Here is a 17,525-nt window from a genome sequence, read left to right as displayed (position 1 = left end):
TAAAATAACATGCCAAAAGGGCATGAATGTAAATTAAAAAAGATGCCCCAGGTAAAAGCCAATGGACAAAGCTCAAAAGTATCTAACTTTTAGGGGTTTGTCTTATGTCTAAAACCTTGGGCATCTTTTTATTGAAAAAACAACACTAATCTTTATTGTTTTTTGTAAACTATAGCTCTTTTTTTTAAAGAATAAGAACCTTTAAGATTCTCTGGTGTATTTACAACAAGTGTGTAGTGACATATAACTAGCGTTACTTGCTTTATCTAATGCCGTATCATGGCCAGATTCTGCAATTACTTTAGAGATCTGAGCAAGGGTAACGAGTTTTGGGTCTATATCTACAGTCAATAAATTACTAGCAATATCCCAGTGAGCGGATTTAACCCCCTTTAAGGTGGTAGCAGCTTTTTGAATTCTATCTTTACACATTTCACAATTTCCTTTTACCACAAGACTTGTTAGATTGTCTGATGTTTTATGTGTGGTGGCTTTAGATTCACTTAGCGTGTATTTGCAACAAGAAGGTAATTCCTGGTATACTTTATCTTGTGGATTGTGAAGTTGGGTTTGATGGCCTTTGTTTGCAATACTTTGAGATATTTTATCCAAAGTAACCTTCTTTGGATCTATCTCTAGACTTAATTCTTTGGTCTTTACATCCCATAAAGCAGTCTTTACCCCTGGTAGGGCAAGGGCCGCTTGTTGTATCCTTTGTTGACACATTTCACAGTTGCCATTTACCCAAAGCTTTAAGCTATTGGACTGTTTTTCTCCCACTAACTTAGAAAAGGAATCTCGATCGTATTTACAACACGCTGCAAGGTTTTGATAATCTTTTTCATTAACATTGTCAAACTGGGTTTGATGCCCAACTTTGGCTACTTGTTTGGAAACCTGTTGCAGGCTGGTTTTAGTGGTGTCTAATTTTAAATCCAGTATCTTTGTGCTGGAATCCCAAGAACTTAATAATACCCCAGGTATATTATTGGCTGCTTTTTGAATTCTATCTTTACACATTTCACAATTGCCATTTACTAGTAATGAATGGGTATAGGTGGGGTTTTCTGTGGTTTGATTATCCGAGTTAATCATGCTGTTTTTACCCTCTAACTGCGCACTGGCATCCAAGACAAACACCCCATTTGTAACTATTTCCTCTCCAGGGGTAAGTCCTTGAAGAATCACATAGCTGTTGCCCAAAGATGGACCTAATGTGACTTGTCTAACCTGGAAGGCAGGCGTGGTTGTGTTTGGTATTTTAATGTAAACTAAAGATCTTTTACCGGTCCACAATACCGCACTTTTTGGTATAACAATTTCATTGGTACTATTTTTTAAAGGAGCCTGTATAATTGCCTTAGCATACATTTGTGGCATAAGCTGCTGATTTTTATTTTGAGTTTCCACTCGTACCTTAGCCGTTCTACTTTGTGCATCTAATATAGGGTTGATAAAAGAGATTTTACCATTATAGACCTCTCCTGGGGTACTTTGTAGGGTATAACTCACCACGTCGTTTACCTTTAAAAAAGGCAGGTCTTGTTCATAGGCATCAAATACAGCCCAAAGGGTTTGTAAGTTTGCGATGTTGTATAAAATAGATCCTTGTTCAACATAATCTCCTTGGTCAACATTTTTACTTATTACAGTTCCCTGGGTATTGGAGTAGATATTAACCAGTGCGGATGCTTTTTTAGTATCAATTACCTTTTGAATTTGAGAAGGAGTCATTTTGTAGTATTGTAACCTCTCTTTAGCAGCCTGCAATAACAAGGGTTGGAAATCTTGAAGCTTTAAAGCCTCTAATAACTCTTGTTGCGCAGTTAATAGCTCCGCGGAATAAATAGTGGCTAATAATTGACCTTGTTTAACGGTCTCTCCGGTGAAGTTGACATAAAGTTTTTCAATGCGTCCAGAGACATGAGCACTTTGGGAGTGTTGTTGTCTTTCATCAACTTGAATACTACCATATAATTCAATGTCTTTCACAGGGTTTTCTGTGGTAACTCTTGAGGTTTGGATATTGGCCAAAGCAACCGCAGATTTACTCATAACAATAGCCGAATCATCCAGGTGATCTTCCCCGGAATCAGTAGATTTTAATGGAGTTAAGTCCATACCACATAATGGACATTTACCAGGGGTGTTTTGTCTGATTTGAGGGTGCATCGAACAGGTGTAAATCACCGAATTCTCTTGGTCTTGTTCAGAGGTTAATTCATGGGTGTGACCATTGGTTCCCCCAAAGATTACCCAACCTATAAATAATCCTATTAATAGAATCCCTACATATTTTACGCTAGGGTTTTTCCATATATTTTTCTTATTGCTCATTGTTTAAAGTATTAGTGTAGGTATTGGGCATCAAACTTTCTATGGATGCCACAAGGGTGTTATATGCCACGATGGCTTGTGTGTGTTTTAATTGATAATCTATCAACAGGCTTTGAACTTGAAAAAGATTGGTTAGATCATTTTTACCCGCTGAGAATTCCGTTACAATTAACTGATAAGTTGTCTTGGCCAATTCGGTTTGTTTTTCATATAAATCAATTGTTCTACTGGCATTCTCAAGCTCTTTAATATAGCTTAGATAATCCGATGATAATTGGTTTATTACCTGTTGTTTGTTAAAACTAGAGGATTCCCACCAAAGTTTATTTTGATTGTCTTGGGCTTTGTATTTTTTTCTAAACACAGGTAGTGAAACACTAACCATAGGCATAATCATATCCTTACCGTTCATACTACCCATGGCAAACATAGGGTCACTTGTCTTGGAAATTACCATATACTGAAGGCCTATCCCAATCATAGGATAGCTCATCTTTTTGTCCACTTGCCCTTTGGCTTGATAGGCCAGGGCTTGTTGGTTGATTTTTTCAATAGCCGGGTTCTCCGTGGTAATAAGCTGTAGGTTAGCTTGGGTATCGGGTAAAAAATCAACTTTCTTTAAAGTGGTTGGAAGATCAACCGGATTATCTATTTTTTGATTAATCAATAGGTTGAATTTTCCTTTTTCACTGTCCAATAAGGCCTGTGTGTTGGTTATATTATGTTGTGTTTCAAGAATCTCAAGACCAATTCTTAATACATCAGACATACTATTGGAACTAGTTGATTGGCTTTTTTGTGGTGTGGTATACTTCTGTAAAGCAAGGGTTTTTAATTGCTCTAGGAGTTCCAGGTTTTGCTTAAGACTTATAAGTTGTTGTTGATAATCCAAAAGAATATACCATTGGGTTTTTATCAAAACAATTAGTTCTTGTTTGGCTATTTGATAATCTTGATAGGCCGCAAGGGCATTGTGCTTGGCTTGTGATTTAGCACTTTTTTTTGTTCCAAACCAAGGAAGGCTCTGCATTAGGGTAAAATCAGCAGTACTTCTACCACCAATAATATCCATTGGTTTGGTGTAAAAAGAAACCGATAACTCGGGGTCGGAAAACTCCCCAGCTAAATCAATATCTTTTTCAGTGGCTAAAAAACTGAGTTTTTGCGCTTGTAAACCGGGATTTTCAGATATACCGATTTTTATATAATCCTGTAAACTGCCTTGTTGAGCCTTTAAATGCTGGGGCAGTAATACAAAGCCACAAAGAGTTAATGTTAAATAGGTAAATATATTACGAGAGTTCATCTGTTTTGATTTTAGGGTTGTTTTTTTGTTCTTTTTTAATAGCCCATTCTCGCCACATGCATTGAAATACGGGAACCACAAACATGGTCATACTCTGGATTAACATCCCTCCAAAGGTTGGTATGGCCATAGGTACCATTATTTCTGCTCCTTTTCCGGTACTGGTTAACACCGGTAGTAGGGCAATTAATGCAGTGGCTGTTGTCATTGCTGCGGGCCTTACTCTTTTTAAACCTGCATAAACTACCGCCTCACGGATCTCTTGCTTGGTTTTTGGGTCTGTTTTTTGGAAGGTATCATGGATATAAGTACCCATTAAAACCCCATCGTTGGTAGCTAAACCAAAAAGTGCGATAAAACCGACCCAGACCGCAATACTTAAATTAATCGGATGTATTTGAAATAAATCCCTCATGTTAACCTGTCCGACAAAAAAGTTCATAAACCACGGTTGACTATAAAGCCACAACAGTATAAAACCACCAGCAAAGGCAACAAATACACCACTGAAGTGAATCAAAGAGGCTGTGATTGTTCGAAATTGAAAATATAAAATCAACAAAATAGCCAGTAAACTCATGGGAATTACAACTAAAAGTCTTGCAGAGGCTCTTTCTTGTTGTTGATAATTCCCTGCAAATTCATAACTAACACCTTTTGGCAAGGTAATTTGTCCTTGATCTATTTTTTGTTGTAAGTAATCTTTAGCTGTATTTACTGCATCTACTTCACTAATATTGGCTACTTTATCAAAAATGACATATCCAATTAAAAAGGTATCTTCACTTTGAATCATCTGGGCACCTTTAGCATAATTTATACTAGCTAAATCACCCAAGGGAACTTGAGCGCCACTTGGTGTGGGAATTAAAAGATTATTTAATGCCTCAGGAGAGTCTCTTAGCTCTCTGGGATACCTTAATCGTACCGGAAACCTTTCTCTACCTTCCACTGTGGTGGTGATAGCCATTCCACCAATGGCAGATTCAATAATACTTTGTAACTCGGAGACCATAACCCCATAACGGGCCATATTATCTCTGTTTAGGTCAATCTCAATATAGGGAGCCCCCACACTTCTGTCGTAAAAAACAGTCGCCGGGGTAATGCTTGAAACATGTTTTAAAGCAGACTCTAAAATCTTGCCGGCCTGTTCAATACTTGCTAAATCAGGACCAGATATTTTTAAGCCCATCGGAGCTCGCATTCCAGTGGTTAGCATTACTAATCTAGCCTCGATGGGTTGAAGTTTAGGAGCCGAGGTCACCCCAGGAATATGGGAAACATTTATAATTTCTTGCCAAATATCTTGGTCCTTTTTAATATGATCTCTCCATTGACGTAAAAACTTTCCTTTTTTATCTGGAATTAAACTATCTGGGTCTATTATTCTAAAGTGATTTTTAGAATCGTAAAACGAACCATCAATTAATTCAAAATGGCCTTTTCTATTTACCTTAAAGCGCTGTCTATGCCCGTTTTGATCCAGCATATATTCACTGCGATAATTAATGGTGTTTTCAAACATTTGGGTAGGAGCTGGGTCCAAAGCCGAGTTAACACGTCCCCATTTACCAATGGTTAATTCTACCTCAGGTATGTTAGAGATTCGCTTGTCTAAAAGTGCAATAAAGTCTAAATTTTGTTCAATACCTGTATGGGGCATTGTGGTGGGCATTAGTAAAAAAGAACCCTCGTTTAACGCAGGCATAAATTCTTTACCTATTCCTGGGAAACTAGCTTGCCCTTTTTGCCATAAAGCACTTTGCTTTACCTGTGTGTATCCAATGCTTTGTAAGGGGTAGGAGATAAAGCTGAAAGTTTTCTCAAATCCCAGCCATATTAGTACTCCCATAATAAGGGTTACCAGGGGAATTGCCATAAATTTCCAGCGATTGGTTAAGGCCCAACGTAAAATTCGTTCGTAGTATATCACCAAGATCCATAACATGGCTAAAATACTACCAACGGAAACACTCACAAAGATAAAATTCAAAAACGAGCTTTGCGAGGTGCCCAAAGGAAGCCAGTGAATACTAAGGTAGTAGGTGGTTATAAATAAAGTTAAACCAACATTGATGTAATTCACTATTTTTAAAGAGTAGTATTTAGGGGTGATTAGATTGTTTAATCCAACCAAACACAATACAAAACTTAAAAATTCTTGGGTATATAGGCCAAAACACAATCCAAAAATAATTAGCAATACATTGGCTGCTTTTTTTAATTTATCTGTGTTTAATCGTATCGAGAAGATGTAATAGGCCAAAGTAGGTAGTATTATAATACCTAGAATAAAGGCCGATAATAAAGCATAGGTTTTCGTATAGGCCAAAGGCTTAAATAACTTTCCTTCTTGAGCTTGCATGGCAAAAACCGGTAAAAAGGATACAATAGTGGTTAACATAGCCGTGGATAAAGCACCGGAGACTTGACCAACCGCCTTGCTTATTAAATCTAAAAAAGCCTTGCCTTTGGGTAAATGTCCATTTTTCTTAGCCTTTTCCATTTCCTTGAGGATACTCTCCACAAAGACTATTCCTACATCAACCATAACACCAATGGCAATGGCAATTCCCGAGAGAGCAACAATATTGGCCTCCACTCCGGTGTATTTCATAATAATGAAAGTGGCTAGTACACCAATGGGTAAAATACTAGAGATAATAAGCGAAGCCCTTAGATTAAAAACAAGTACAATCACAACAATAATACTTATAAGTATTTCGTGGGCTAAAGCTGTCTCCAGGGTACCTATGGTTTCATTGATTAAAGAAGAGCGGTCATAAAAAGGAACCACAGTAACTTTCGATACACTACCATCGGGAAGAACCTTAGATGGTAGACCGTTTTGCATTTGTTGAATTTTTTGTTTTACATTGCCAATAACCTGCATCGGATTTGAACCATATCGCGCCACTACAACACCTCCCACAGCATCCACGCCCTCTTTATCAAGGCCACCTCTTCTTGTTGCAGGACCAAGACTAACAAATGCTAAGTCTTTTATTTTTATAGGTTTGTTGTTTATTAGGGTAACTACTGCATTTTCAATATCTTTTACATCTTTTATATAGCCTAATCCACGTACCAAATACTCTACTTTGTTTATCTCAATGGTCTCGGCTCCAATATCCAAATTGCTGTTTTCAATGGCCATCATTACATCTACCACAGAGATATTATAGGCCTTTAGGGCCTCGGGATTTACCTCGATTTGATACTCTTTTACATACCCTCCAATAGAGGCCACCTCGGCCACACCAGAGGCTGATGCTAAAGAGTATTTGACATAAAAATCTTGAATAGTTCGTAGTTCATCCGGATCCCAACCTCCTGTTGGTTGGCCAGTGTTTGGGTCTGTGGCCTGTAAGGTATACCAAAAAATTTGTCCCAAAGCCGTAGCATCTGGTCCTAGAGTTGGTATAACATCCTTGGGCAAGGTTCCCGAGGGTAGCGAGTTGAGTTTCTCTAATATTCGTGATCTACTCCAATAAAACTCAACATCCTCTTCAAAGATGATATAGATAAACGACATGCCAAACATGGAACTACTTCGGATGGTTTTCACCCCAGGGATTCCCAATAAGGAAGTAGTTAAAGGATAGGTGATTTGTTCTTGAATATCTTTAGGTGATCGCCCCATCCATTCGGTGGCGACAATTTGCTGATTATCGCCAATATCAGGAATAGCATCCACTGCCACTGGATCACTTGGAAGAATTCCATTGTGCCAGTTAAAGGGTGCGGTGATAAGTCCCCAGATAAGAATTACCACCAAAATTAATAAGGTAATTACTCTATTTTTTAAAAAGTAATCAATAGCTTTATTAAGCATAGTATGGGTATTTATAAAGAATGAATATGACTTTTTAATTGTATAACCATACCGTAAATAATACCCTATAAAAGAGTACAATTTACTAACAAGGCTTTGCCGAGACTTTGACTAAAGGAAAATAATCCATTTTTCTTACAGTAAGAAATTTATCCCAGGATAAACGGTTTATTTTATAGACAATAAAATAAGAATTTTTCCTAGTTAAATCCTTCTAGGTCAAATGCAAAGCGATAAAATGGTATACAAATAAATCAGACACTTTAATCAAAGTGTCTCTTGGGAAACAAGTGGATAAAATCAGGTTTTATCCCTAAAAAAGAATCATATTCTATAAATACATAGGAAGTTTTGGCGCTGAGTACTTTTATATTTAAAAGCATCGGTGGCGTAGGTATCAAATTTAGATATGCCTTGGAAAACAAAAGATAAATCACTTAAGTAGTTGGAATTAAACCACTTGTTTTTTATAACAGCAATTTTGGATTCTGGTCTTTGAATATCACTTGATACCTGTATTTGCAAATCCACTAGATTACTGATAACACGTGAACTAGTTGTGTTACAACACATCATTTGCATGGGTTCACTTTGATCGGGTGAACAACATGAATCTGCAGCCTTATGGTCACTAGAATCCATATTCATGGTACAAAAACCAATGGATTGCTCTTGGCAACTCCACTGTATAACAGGCCCCACTACTGTGAAAACAGATAGTAGAACAAGTAATATGGCTAGTTGTTTTTTCACCTGAAATGCTGTGATTTTCGTTTTTAAATAGATAAAAGCAAATATAAAAGTTTTTTTATAAATTCTTGTAAAAACACCACTAATATTTTGAAAAGCAGTAAGTTTTGTGTGTCTGTTAACATTTAAAAGGTTTTCGAAAAAAAAAGGCAAAAATATTTGGATAAAAAGGCGCGATAATTAGGATTTTAAATTATATATTTCATGTTTATAAATTTTATTAAAATGAAATATGTTATTACATCTTTGTTAGCTGTGTTAGTGCACAGTAGCCTTTTTTGTCAAAGTCTTAATTCCGAAAAACCTGCAGATAGTTTAGCGGCAAATACGCTTTACGAGGCCGTAGTGCAGGATTTGGGACATTCCCCGACACAAAGGCAGAAGTTTGTAAACATGTTTTTAGATACCAAATACGAGAATTTAACTAGCTTTAATTCCCAAGGTACTGACCAAAGTCAATTTCGAGTAGTTCAAACCCGTGTTTATTTAAAAGGAGATTATAAGGATAAGATTAGTTATGGACTTCGTTACCGTTTAAATGAAAAAGATGCCTCAAATGCGTTAGAGTTTGCGTTTTTAGAGTATCATTTTAATCCTAATTGGACCATAAGTATGGGTAAAATGTTTACCGCTTGGGGATCCATGGAGTTGTCTTACAACAGTGCGGATTTATATATGTTTTCCAATATTATCAATTCCATTGAATTATTCTCTCCTGGGGTTAGTGTAACTTATAAAACACATGGGCAGAGTTTTAAATTCCAGGTAATTTCTCCAGGAGAACAGTTTGCTTCCCAGGCATATAAAGACAAGGCTTACGCAGGATTATTTCTTTGGGAAGGGAAGTTATTTAAAGATATTTTGAAAACAAGATATGGTTATGGCTTGTTTCAACACAATGCCAATAAGTATTACTCTTGGGTAACTTTAGGTAACCAGATTTCTATCAATGATTTTGCCATGGAATTAGATTGGATCTATGGTTACCGAAATTTAGCCGATCCGCAATTTGCGTTGATGAATGACCAAAAAAACCCTACAATAAATTACGTAAAGGATAATGTTGTAATGGCTACCTTTAAGTATAAAATAAATAAAGTAACACCTCTTATAAAGGTGATGCATAACTACCGTCAAGATATCAATCAAGGTATTTCTTATGTTTATAGCGGTATCTCTGGGGTTGTGGAATATAACCCTTTTAGTGATCCTGCATTTTCAGCCTTGCGACTTTTTGCGGCATATAATTTTTATAATTATAAGTATAAACAACAAGTAAATCCTATTAGTGATAACAACCAAAGCCAAGTGGCTATAGGTGTTCGCTGGATGGTACCAATTTTTTAAATAAAGTAGAATCTATTTGATATACTGTTTTTTAACAATCTATTAAATATTTATACTATTAAATTCTAAGAAAACAAGTAATTTTGTCCTTGTTAAGAGTCCCTTAGCTATAATATGGTTATACCTGTTATTGAAAAAGGACTTTTGACAAGGATTTTTTTGTGCCATATTCTTGTGTTTTTATGACTTTAATAAAGACTGTGAAAATTGTTTTTTTAGTTGTTGTTTTTTATCTACTTATTTCATGTGAGCAACAAAACAAAAGCACTTTTTTACAACCCCATAATTGTATGTATTGTACTTTAGAGCCTATTGCTAATTCGGATCATACCTATAAGGACTCTTTAGGTAAATCCATGAGAGTATCAATTGACAACCATAACAAATGGGCTAGGATTGAGCTACAAGGTAAACAAATATATCTGCCTTATATTGTAACTGGCGATTATACTGGATTTAAAGATGATGTGTATCAGTTATTACAAAATCCTAAAGGGGTATGTTTGTTAAAAAATCAAAAAGTAGTATTTAAACAACATTATGAATTCTTTGATAATTAAGGCTCCGTTTTTTTAAAAGCGGGGCTTTTATTTTTACAACATTTTTCCAAGCTATTGTAAAACAATCCTGGGTTTTACCTTAAAAAATTATAATTTGACTTTTTAAAGACAACTAATACATGTAATTTGCGTTATAGTTAATAGCTCAAGGTAGCGGTATGTAAAAAAAAAACAAATTATGAATAAACTTGTTTCTAGTAAAATTGTATTGGTCTTCTTGGCTGTTTTGTGTAGTTTTTCTATGCACGGTAAAAGAAAACCTAGTTTAAAACTAGCAGATAAATATTACAAAAATAAGGAGTATACCAAGGCAGCCTCAGAATATAAACGCCTGGAGAGAGGTAGGCGAACAGATAATTATATTTATTTACAATTAGCAGATTGTTACAATAAGTTAGATCGAGATATTGAAGCCTCAAAGTACTATGGTAAAGCCATACAAAATGATGCTTCTGTGGATGCGGAGATTTACTATCGTTATGCAAAAATTTTGCAAAAAACAGGTAGATACGAAGTTGCCCGTGATATGATGGATGATTATGCAGCTTTAAAGCCGCAGGACTCCAAGGCTAAAGACTTTTTAAAAAATCCAGACGCATATTACGAACTTTATAAATTACCTGAGGATTTCATGTTTGCCGAGACTGGTTTTAACGATAGACAGTTTCAAGACTATGGAGCTATACTTACTCCAGGGGATACACTATTTTTTGTTTCGAATCAAACAAAACATAAAAAGAAGATTCCTCGTAAATTATTTGAGGTTCGTACTCCTAGTAAAAGAGAGCCTAATTTTGATATTTATATGGCTCAGTATAAAGATGCAAAGGAGCCAATTTTTATTTCAACAAGACTAAAAGGAAAAATCAATAAGCGATTCAATGATGGGCCTTTGATTCAATCGGTGGTAAAAAACCAAGTTATTTTCACTAGCGATAGTTATCGTTTTCGCGCTTATCGAAAAATTAAACAGGTTAAACAACGAGATGGAATAAAGAATTTGTTTACCGCAACTAAAAAGAAAAATAAGTATCGAAAAATTAAAAAGCTTCCTTTTACCCAAGGTAACTATACTTATCAAAATGCTGCTATAAGTCCAGATTCTACTTATTTGTATTTTGCTTCGAATATGCCTGGGAGTTACGGAGAACTCGATATTTGGAGAGTTGAAATTTTAGACGATGCAATAGATTTTGGAGAGCCGCAGAATTTGGGACCTGTGATTAATTCAGGTACAAAAAATGACTTTCCTTTTATAAGTCAAGATAACGTGTTGTATTTTTCTTCCGATAGATGGGGAGGATATGGAGGTATGGATATTTATAGTTATGATTTAAATGATCCAAAAGCAAAGGTGGTAAATTTAGGAGCTCCTTTAAATACCCCAAGAGATGAGTTTGCCTTTAGTTTTTATCCCAGAAACAACATAGGTTTTGTTTCAACCAATAGAATTGGACGAACCGATATTTATAAAGTGTTCCCTGTGTGTGAAGTACCAGTTGAGGTTATAGTAAAAAGTAAAACGCTACAAATGCCTGTGTATGGCGCCAAGGTACTTTTTACCAATTCAGTTCGTAAAGAATTAGAGCCTGCCTTTACAGATCTAAAAGGAACTGTTTCTATACCTTTGAATTGCCAAGGAGCTTTTACTTTAGATGTTTCACATGAAGATTTTCTGGATGAACAATTAAAAGTAGTGGTGAAAAAACAAGATGCTTCAATGCAAGTTATTGTGGAATTAACTCCTTTGCAAGACTTAGTAATTAAAGACTCTTTTATTGAGTTGGCTGATATTAATTTTGCTTTTGATCAAAAAGAAATCACCCCTGAGAGTAAACAAGAATTGGATAAGTTAGTAAAGGTAATGAAGCGTTATGCCTCTATGGTTGTCCAAATTAACTCACACACCGATAGCAAAGGGAAAGAGTCTTATAATTTAAAACTATCTTCCGATAGAGCCAAAGCAACTTATGATTATCTTATCTCACAGGGTATTGACTCGGATAGGTTAAAATATCAAGGTTTCGGATCTTCAAAACCCAAGGTAGATTGTAAAGATTGTAGTGAATTACAAGATGCAATGAATCGTCGAAGTGAATTTATAATTTTACAAAAATAAGCAGGTTTTAAAATAAAAAAGGTATGCTTTTCACAGATATCCAAAAATTAGATGTTTTATAAGTACCTAAAAGACAATACTAGGTTTTTTAGCTAAAAGTGGTAGATAAAGGATTATTGGTTTTTAAAAATAAAGCCATTAGTTTATTAATTTGGGTATATGTAAATCCAACGGGGTTATAAAGTATTTGTAAAAAAGATACATCATCTTTTGGTGTTTTTTTATTAACAAGTAATTCTATTATATATGAGTTATTAAATACCTGAACGATACAAAAACTTGATTAAGGTTTTACAGCATATTAAAATTGTGGTTGTTTCTTTGCTAAATAAATTAAAAAAGGGACTATCGTTTAGTGTGATAGTCCCTTTTTGAAAAAACAGTTGTTTTTTACAATCCGTTGTAGGTTAAAATACAACTATTTACAAAGATGTTGTTTTATTTACTGCTTTTTACCAACAGGTCAACCAGTAAATCCATTTTTGCTTTATAAGGCTTTGAAATGTCATTATCTGTGTAAAGATCAGATGTGGAAATACTTATGCTATATGGTAATGACCAAGCGCGAAGCGCTTTGGCTATATTATCCAAGGTGTTTATAGCTTGCATGGCTTGATTTCCAGCACTCCAAGCGGTAAAAGCAACTACTTTATCTGTTAAATAAATATTTTCGTTATCCGAAAGGAGTTCTAGCCAGTCTAAAGCATTTTTCATAACTCCAGGGATTGAACCATGGTATAAAGGACTCAACCAAATAAACACATCTGCTTGTTGAAAATCCGCTACGAACTTATTTACCGCAACAGGTGGTTGTTTGATTAGTTCTACGTCAAACATGGGAAGATTATAATCCGATAAATGTAATTCTTGTACACTAAGACCCTGTTCTTGGAGTTTTTCATTGTAGTAACTAGCAATTCTTCTAGAAGTTCTAAAGGATTCTTTGTCTAAAGAACCGTTAAAGAGGATAGCTTTCATATAAATGTGATTATTATAATTATTAAAGGTATTGGTTTGTGTTTTTATTTTAAAGCGGTAGATTCTTGATTCCAATTAGTATTACTATCTGGTTTAAAACTTGCAAAGATAAGTATTAACTTATTATCCTTATAAATATTAAAGGTTTGATCGGCAATATCAAAATCAAAGGTCTTTTTCTCTAGTAAGGAAACTACTTGTTTAACAGTATCTGGTGCTTTTTTGGTCACCAAGTTATTACACGCATAAAAGGTTTCAAAACTAATCTTGGTATTGGTCTTGTTTAAATATACTTTTGCGAAATACACCATTTCTGGGGTGATTAACTCCATGTAATGGTCATCGAGGTTTAATTGAAAATATATTAATTGACTCTCTGGGTTTAAATCGGTTTGATTTATTTGAATTAACTTCCAACTATTATCTTGGATATAATCTCGAAGGCGATCTATCTTTTCAGAAGTAAACACCATTCTTTGCTTTTGGTCATTCCCAATAAAAAGGGAGTCAATGTCTTTTCGAATCCAAATATTTTGATTGGAAAAGGCGTTTTGAAATTTTTTTTCGTTTTCCATAATCTTACCATCACAGTTTAAATCATGGGATACCAATTCCTTGGTAGTGAAAATATATTGTTGATCGGATTGTTTTATTTCTTGTATTGGAATATAAAAGTTATTGCATCCGCTATCTCCCAGTATATAGGTTTTGTCCTGAGGTATGAAAATGCTTAATTCCCTATTCAAAGAATCTATATTGGAACTATGACAAAGTACCCATTTAGTATCATAAATCTCCTGGGCGTAAAGATTAAAACTTGTTAGTATACCAAGTAGTAATAAGGTTTTTTTATACATAGGTAATTAAGAGGTAATCTATTGTAGAATCTGTTTTTTTGCTTTTGCAAGATACATAATAAAATTAAACCTATTTGCAAAGTGGTGGTTTGAATAATAGATTTATCCGATTAGTAAAGACTATATGCCTGTTGAATTTACTTTGTTAATAGCAAGATTGGCGGTAGTTGGTAAAATCTGTTTAAAACCAAAAAGACTCCTTTTAATAAAACGTTATTTTCTAGGTGTCTTTTTTGCTTTATTTAATAGGGGGGAATTAGATGTATTAAAGCCCCGGTTTGGTAGCTTTTTTTTTATTGGGTTGCTTTTTTTCAAAAAGGTATCTTTTTAAAAACAATTCGTTTGAAATAAGAAGCAGATCTACCGGGATTAAAAGAAATTTGATTTTATGGAAGACTTTGTTTTTGCTTAAAAAAATCTTACAAAGTTGTTGGAATAATTAGCTCAGAACAATATTTAATTGTAATTTTGCCTTCCAAACACAACTCTTTTTTATATGAATCCAAAAGTATTACTTACTTCAAAAGAGATTGACATTATTCTACATCGTTTGGCATGTCAGTTGGTGGAAAATCACCTTGATTTTTCTGAGACACTTCTTATTGGTATTCAACCACGTGGCAAGTTTTTAGCTGAGCGTATAAAGTATATTTTAGAAAAACAATACAATATATCTGATGTAGCTCTTGGCTTTTTAGATATCACTTTTTTTAGAGATGACTTTAGAAGAAATCAAAAACCCCTTGAAGCCAATAAAACACAAATTGATTTTCTAGTTGAGGACAAAAAAGTTGTCTTTATCGATGATGTATTATATACCGGACGAAGTATTCGTGCTGGATTAAGTGCTATACAATCTTTTGGTAGGCCAAGGGAAGTGGAACTTTTAGTTCTAATTGATCGCCGTTTCTCTCGACATCTACCTATTCAACCCGATTATAGAGGACGTCAAGTGGATGCCTTTAATAACGAGTCGGTAAAAGTTCATTTATCAGAACAAAATCAAGACGACTGTGTACTTTTAGTATCTACCGAAATTATCTAATCTCAAAAACAAGCAACCCATTAAGTGATGAAAGAACTAAGTGTAAATCATCTTCTAGGTATAAAATATATCAATAAAAATGACATTGATTTAATCTTTGAAACTGCAGACCACTTCAAAGAGGTAATCAACAGACCAATTAAAAAAGTACCCTCTTTAAGAGATATTACAATAGCCAATATCTTTTTTGAAAACTCAACACGAACAAAATTATCTTTTGAGTTAGCCCAAAAGCGACTTTCGGCAGATGTGATTAGTTTCTCGGCAGCGCAATCCTCGGTTAAAAAAGGGGAGACTTTAATTGATACGGTTAATAATATTTTAGCAATGAAAGTGGACATGGTGGTTATGAGACATAGTACCCCAGGAGCCGCTTTATTTTTATCTAGAAATGTCAAGGCTAGTATAATTAATGCAGGTGATGGAGCTCATGAACATCCCACTCAAGCTCTTTTAGATAGTTATTCTATTCGTGAGAAATATGGAGAGGTAGCTGGAAAAAAGGTGGTGATTGTAGGGGATATTTTGCATTCTCGCGTGGCTCTTTCCAATATTTTTGCCTTGCAAAAACAAGGAGCTCAAGTAAAGGTGTGTGGACCTAAAACCCTTATACCTAGATATATTCAAGAATTAGGTGTAGAGGTGGAGACCGATTTAAGAAAAGCACTTAATTGGTGTGATGCCGCCAATATGCTACGAGTGCAAAACGAACGTTTAGATTATAGTTATTTCCCCTCAACAAGAGAGTATTCCCAACAATTTGGATTAACCAAAGAGTTATTAGATTCTTTAGACAAGCAAATCATGATCATGCACCCTGGCCCAATTAATCGTGGTGTGGAAATCACCTCGGATGTTGCAGATAGTGAGCAAGCGGTGATTTTAGATCAAGTGGAAAATGGGGTAGCAATTCGCATGGCAGTGATATACCTTTTGGCATCTAAGATAAAATAGTTAATTTTACCTAGTTACAGATAAAATAAAACAGTGTTATGAGAATCAAAGAAAAAGGACATAGCGTTATTTTGACCGATAGCCAGAGTGATGTTGCTACATTGGTTGAGAAAATTAAACAGCAATATAACAACGGATTATCCAATAAAAATATAATCGTGGATCTGACTGTAATAGCTAAGCCAATTGCCCAAGAGGATTTGTATTTATTTGAACCATTAGCTTTAAATCACCTTGAGAAAGCAAACAAAAGCTTTGTGATTGTTATTGCCGATGTAGACTTCAATGATTTTGATAAAGAATTAGTTGTAGTACCTACTGTTTTAGAAGCAGGTGATATAATAGATATGGATGAAATCCAGCGCGATCTTGGATTTTAAGATATAAATAAGGCTTAATTTTAGTAATGTCTTAAAAGGGTAAATGCTTTTTAGATATAGTTAAAATTAAGCCTTTTCTTTTTGTTATATAGAGGTGATTTTTGTACATTACAAAGGCAAATATAAAAACTCTATTGACTTGAAACTTACTATATTAGGCTGTTACGCAGCAACACCTAGATCCATTACTAACCCTACTTCACAGGTTTTAGAGATAGGTGGACAAATGTTTTTAATAGATGCCGGTGAAGGCACCCAGGTACAATTAAGGCGCAGAAAGATTAAGTTTCAGCGTATTAATCATATTTTTATCTCTCATCTTCACGGAGACCACTTCTATGGTTTAATTGGTCTTATCTCTACCTTTACTTTATTAAATCGTCAAGCTGATCTGCATGTTTATGGACCCAAGGGAATTAAAGAGGTAATTCTTTTGCAATTAAGATTGGCTAATTCTTTTACTGGATACAAACTTTTTTTTCATGAACTAACTAGTAAACAAAGTGAAGTTATTTACCAAGATGACAAGGTTAGAGTTACAACAATTCCCCTAGATCATCGGGTATATACCAATGGATTTTTGTTTGAGGAAACTCCAAAAGACAGAAAGTTACGTATAGGTGAAATTGAGGATTTGGGAATAGATAAATGTTATTATCAGAAAATTAAAGACGGTTGTGATATCACCTTAGATAATGGTCAGGTAATTTCAAACAAACAAATTACCTATGATCCCCAACCCGGACAAAGCTATGCTTTTGCCTCAGACACACTTTACAACGAGCAAATAGTTCCTATTATTCAAGGTGTGGATGTTTTATATCATGAGAGTACGTTTTTAGAATCCGAGAGTCATTACACCCAACACACTAAACATTCTACGGCTAAACAAGCTGCTTGCATTGCTAGATTAGCAAATGCAAAAGTCTTGATTTTGGGCCATTATTCAACAAGATACTCGGATATAACGTTGTTTAAAAAAGAGGCAGAACAGGAGTTTGATGGTAAGATTTTAAACGCGGATGACGGAGCTATATTTAAATTTTAAAACAAA

At 34.8% G+C, this 17,525-nt stretch carries 13 protein-coding genes; 7 read left to right on the top strand and 6 right to left on the bottom strand.

Annotation, left to right across the window (positions count from 1 at the left end; translation table 11 throughout):
- Positions 1–201: 201 nt before the first annotated feature.
- From ACYSNV_RS06265 to ACYSNV_RS06250, 4 genes are all read right to left on the bottom strand, one after another.
- Positions 202–2,337: an efflux RND transporter periplasmic adaptor subunit gene (locus ACYSNV_RS06265; protein ID WP_461761706.1), complete on the bottom strand. Its 2,136-nt coding sequence runs from the start codon at positions 2,335–2,337 to the stop codon at positions 202–204.
- Positions 2,327–3,643 (bottom strand): TolC family protein, encoded by a 1,317-nt coding sequence (locus ACYSNV_RS06260; protein ID WP_461761705.1) that lies wholly within the window; start codon positions 3,641–3,643, stop codon positions 2,327–2,329. Before ACYSNV_RS06260 ends, ACYSNV_RS06265 begins: the two co-directional genes overlap by 11 nt.
- The gene (locus ACYSNV_RS06255; protein ID WP_461761704.1) at positions 3,630–7,481 is read right to left on the bottom strand and encodes an efflux RND transporter permease subunit; all 3,852 of its coding nucleotides are present in this window, start codon (positions 7,479–7,481) and stop codon (positions 3,630–3,632) included. The genes ACYSNV_RS06260 and ACYSNV_RS06255 overlap by 14 nt, the downstream gene beginning before the upstream one ends.
- Positions 7,482–7,805: 324 nt before the next feature.
- Complete coding sequence (locus ACYSNV_RS06250) at positions 7,806–8,234, bottom strand: hypothetical protein (RefSeq protein WP_461761703.1); 429 nt, start codon at positions 8,232–8,234, stop codon at positions 7,806–7,808.
- Positions 8,235–8,456: 222 nt separating this feature from the next.
- On the opposite strand from ACYSNV_RS06250, the gene ACYSNV_RS06245 reads away from it, so the two are divergent.
- The 3 genes from ACYSNV_RS06245 to ACYSNV_RS06235 all read left to right on the top strand — a co-directional run bounded on the left by ACYSNV_RS06245 (position 8,457) and on the right by ACYSNV_RS06235 (position 12,257).
- Positions 8,457–9,578, top strand: coding sequence for a porin (locus tag ACYSNV_RS06245; protein ID WP_461761702.1), 1,122 nt, complete (start codon positions 8,457–8,459; stop codon positions 9,576–9,578).
- A 290-nt stretch (positions 9,579–9,868) separates the two neighbouring features.
- Positions 9,869–10,138 (top strand): hypothetical protein, encoded by a 270-nt coding sequence (locus tag ACYSNV_RS06240; protein WP_461761701.1) that lies wholly within the window; start codon positions 9,869–9,871, stop codon positions 10,136–10,138.
- Between the two features lie 178 nt (positions 10,139–10,316).
- Entirely contained in the window at positions 10,317–12,257 is a 1,941-nt protein-coding gene (locus ACYSNV_RS06235) for an OmpA family protein (RefSeq protein WP_461761700.1), read from the top strand.
- A gap of 438 nt (positions 12,258–12,695) precedes the next feature.
- On the opposite strand, the gene ACYSNV_RS06230 is transcribed toward ACYSNV_RS06235, so the two are convergent.
- Positions 12,696–13,235, bottom strand: a complete 540-nt coding sequence (locus ACYSNV_RS06230) for an NADPH-dependent FMN reductase (protein ID WP_461761699.1) — start codon at positions 13,233–13,235, stop codon at positions 12,696–12,698.
- Between the two features lie 44 nt (positions 13,236–13,279).
- Positions 13,280–14,092 carry an META domain-containing protein gene (locus ACYSNV_RS06225; protein ID WP_461761698.1) on the bottom strand — a complete coding sequence of 271 codons (813 nt, stop codon included), beginning with the start codon at positions 14,090–14,092 and terminating at the stop codon, positions 13,280–13,282.
- A 496-nt stretch (positions 14,093–14,588) separates the two neighbouring features.
- On the opposite strand from ACYSNV_RS06225, the gene pyrR reads away from it, so the two are divergent.
- The 4 genes from pyrR (at position 14,589) to ACYSNV_RS06205 (ending at position 17,519) form a co-directional block, all read left to right on the top strand.
- Entirely contained in the window at positions 14,589–15,137 is a 549-nt protein-coding gene (pyrR, locus tag ACYSNV_RS06220; protein WP_461761697.1) for a bifunctional pyr operon transcriptional regulator/uracil phosphoribosyltransferase PyrR, read from the top strand.
- Positions 15,138–15,164: 27 nt separating this feature from the next.
- The gene (locus ACYSNV_RS06215) at positions 15,165–16,091 is read left to right on the top strand and encodes an aspartate carbamoyltransferase catalytic subunit (protein WP_461761696.1); all 927 of its coding nucleotides are present in this window, start codon (positions 15,165–15,167) and stop codon (positions 16,089–16,091) included.
- 38 nt (positions 16,092–16,129) lie between these two features.
- Entirely contained in the window at positions 16,130–16,471 is a 342-nt protein-coding gene (locus ACYSNV_RS06210; protein WP_461761695.1) for a ribonuclease Z, read from the top strand.
- Between the two features lie 139 nt (positions 16,472–16,610).
- Positions 16,611–17,519: a ribonuclease Z gene (locus ACYSNV_RS06205; protein ID WP_461761694.1), complete on the top strand. Its 909-nt coding sequence runs from the start codon at positions 16,611–16,613 to the stop codon at positions 17,517–17,519.
- Positions 17,520–17,525 lie beyond the last annotated feature (6 nt).

The sequence above is a fragment of the Myroides sp. LJL119 genome, from assembly GCF_054871605.1.
This window is presented reverse-complemented; position numbering and strand designations above follow the sequence as displayed.

Excerpts from the sequence above, each read along its gene's own strand:
- ACYSNV_RS06240 (WP_461761701.1), top strand. The coding sequence starts at position 9,869 with ATGTATTGTACTTTAGAGCCTATTGCTAATTCGGATCATACCTATAAG.
- ACYSNV_RS06265 (WP_461761706.1), bottom strand. The coding sequence starts at position 2,337 with ATGAGCAATAAGAAAAATATATGGAAAAACCCTAGCGTAAAATATGTA.
- ACYSNV_RS06255 (WP_461761704.1), bottom strand. The coding sequence starts at position 7,481 with ATGCTTAATAAAGCTATTGATTACTTTTTAAAAAATAGAGTAATTACC.
- pyrR (WP_461761697.1), top strand. The coding sequence starts at position 14,589 with ATGAATCCAAAAGTATTACTTACTTCAAAAGAGATTGACATTATTCTA.
- ACYSNV_RS06210 (WP_461761695.1), top strand. The coding sequence starts at position 16,130 with ATGAGAATCAAAGAAAAAGGACATAGCGTTATTTTGACCGATAGCCAG.
- ACYSNV_RS06260 (WP_461761705.1), bottom strand. The coding sequence starts at position 3,643 with ATGAACTCTCGTAATATATTTACCTATTTAACATTAACTCTTTGTGGC.
- ACYSNV_RS06225 (WP_461761698.1), bottom strand. The coding sequence starts at position 14,092 with ATGTATAAAAAAACCTTATTACTACTTGGTATACTAACAAGTTTTAAT.
- ACYSNV_RS06245 (WP_461761702.1), top strand. The coding sequence starts at position 8,457 with ATGAAATATGTTATTACATCTTTGTTAGCTGTGTTAGTGCACAGTAGC.
- ACYSNV_RS06215 (WP_461761696.1), top strand. The coding sequence starts at position 15,165 with ATGAAAGAACTAAGTGTAAATCATCTTCTAGGTATAAAATATATCAAT.
- ACYSNV_RS06235 (WP_461761700.1), top strand. The coding sequence starts at position 10,317 with ATGAATAAACTTGTTTCTAGTAAAATTGTATTGGTCTTCTTGGCTGTT.
- ACYSNV_RS06230 (WP_461761699.1), bottom strand. The coding sequence starts at position 13,235 with ATGAAAGCTATCCTCTTTAACGGTTCTTTAGACAAAGAATCCTTTAGA.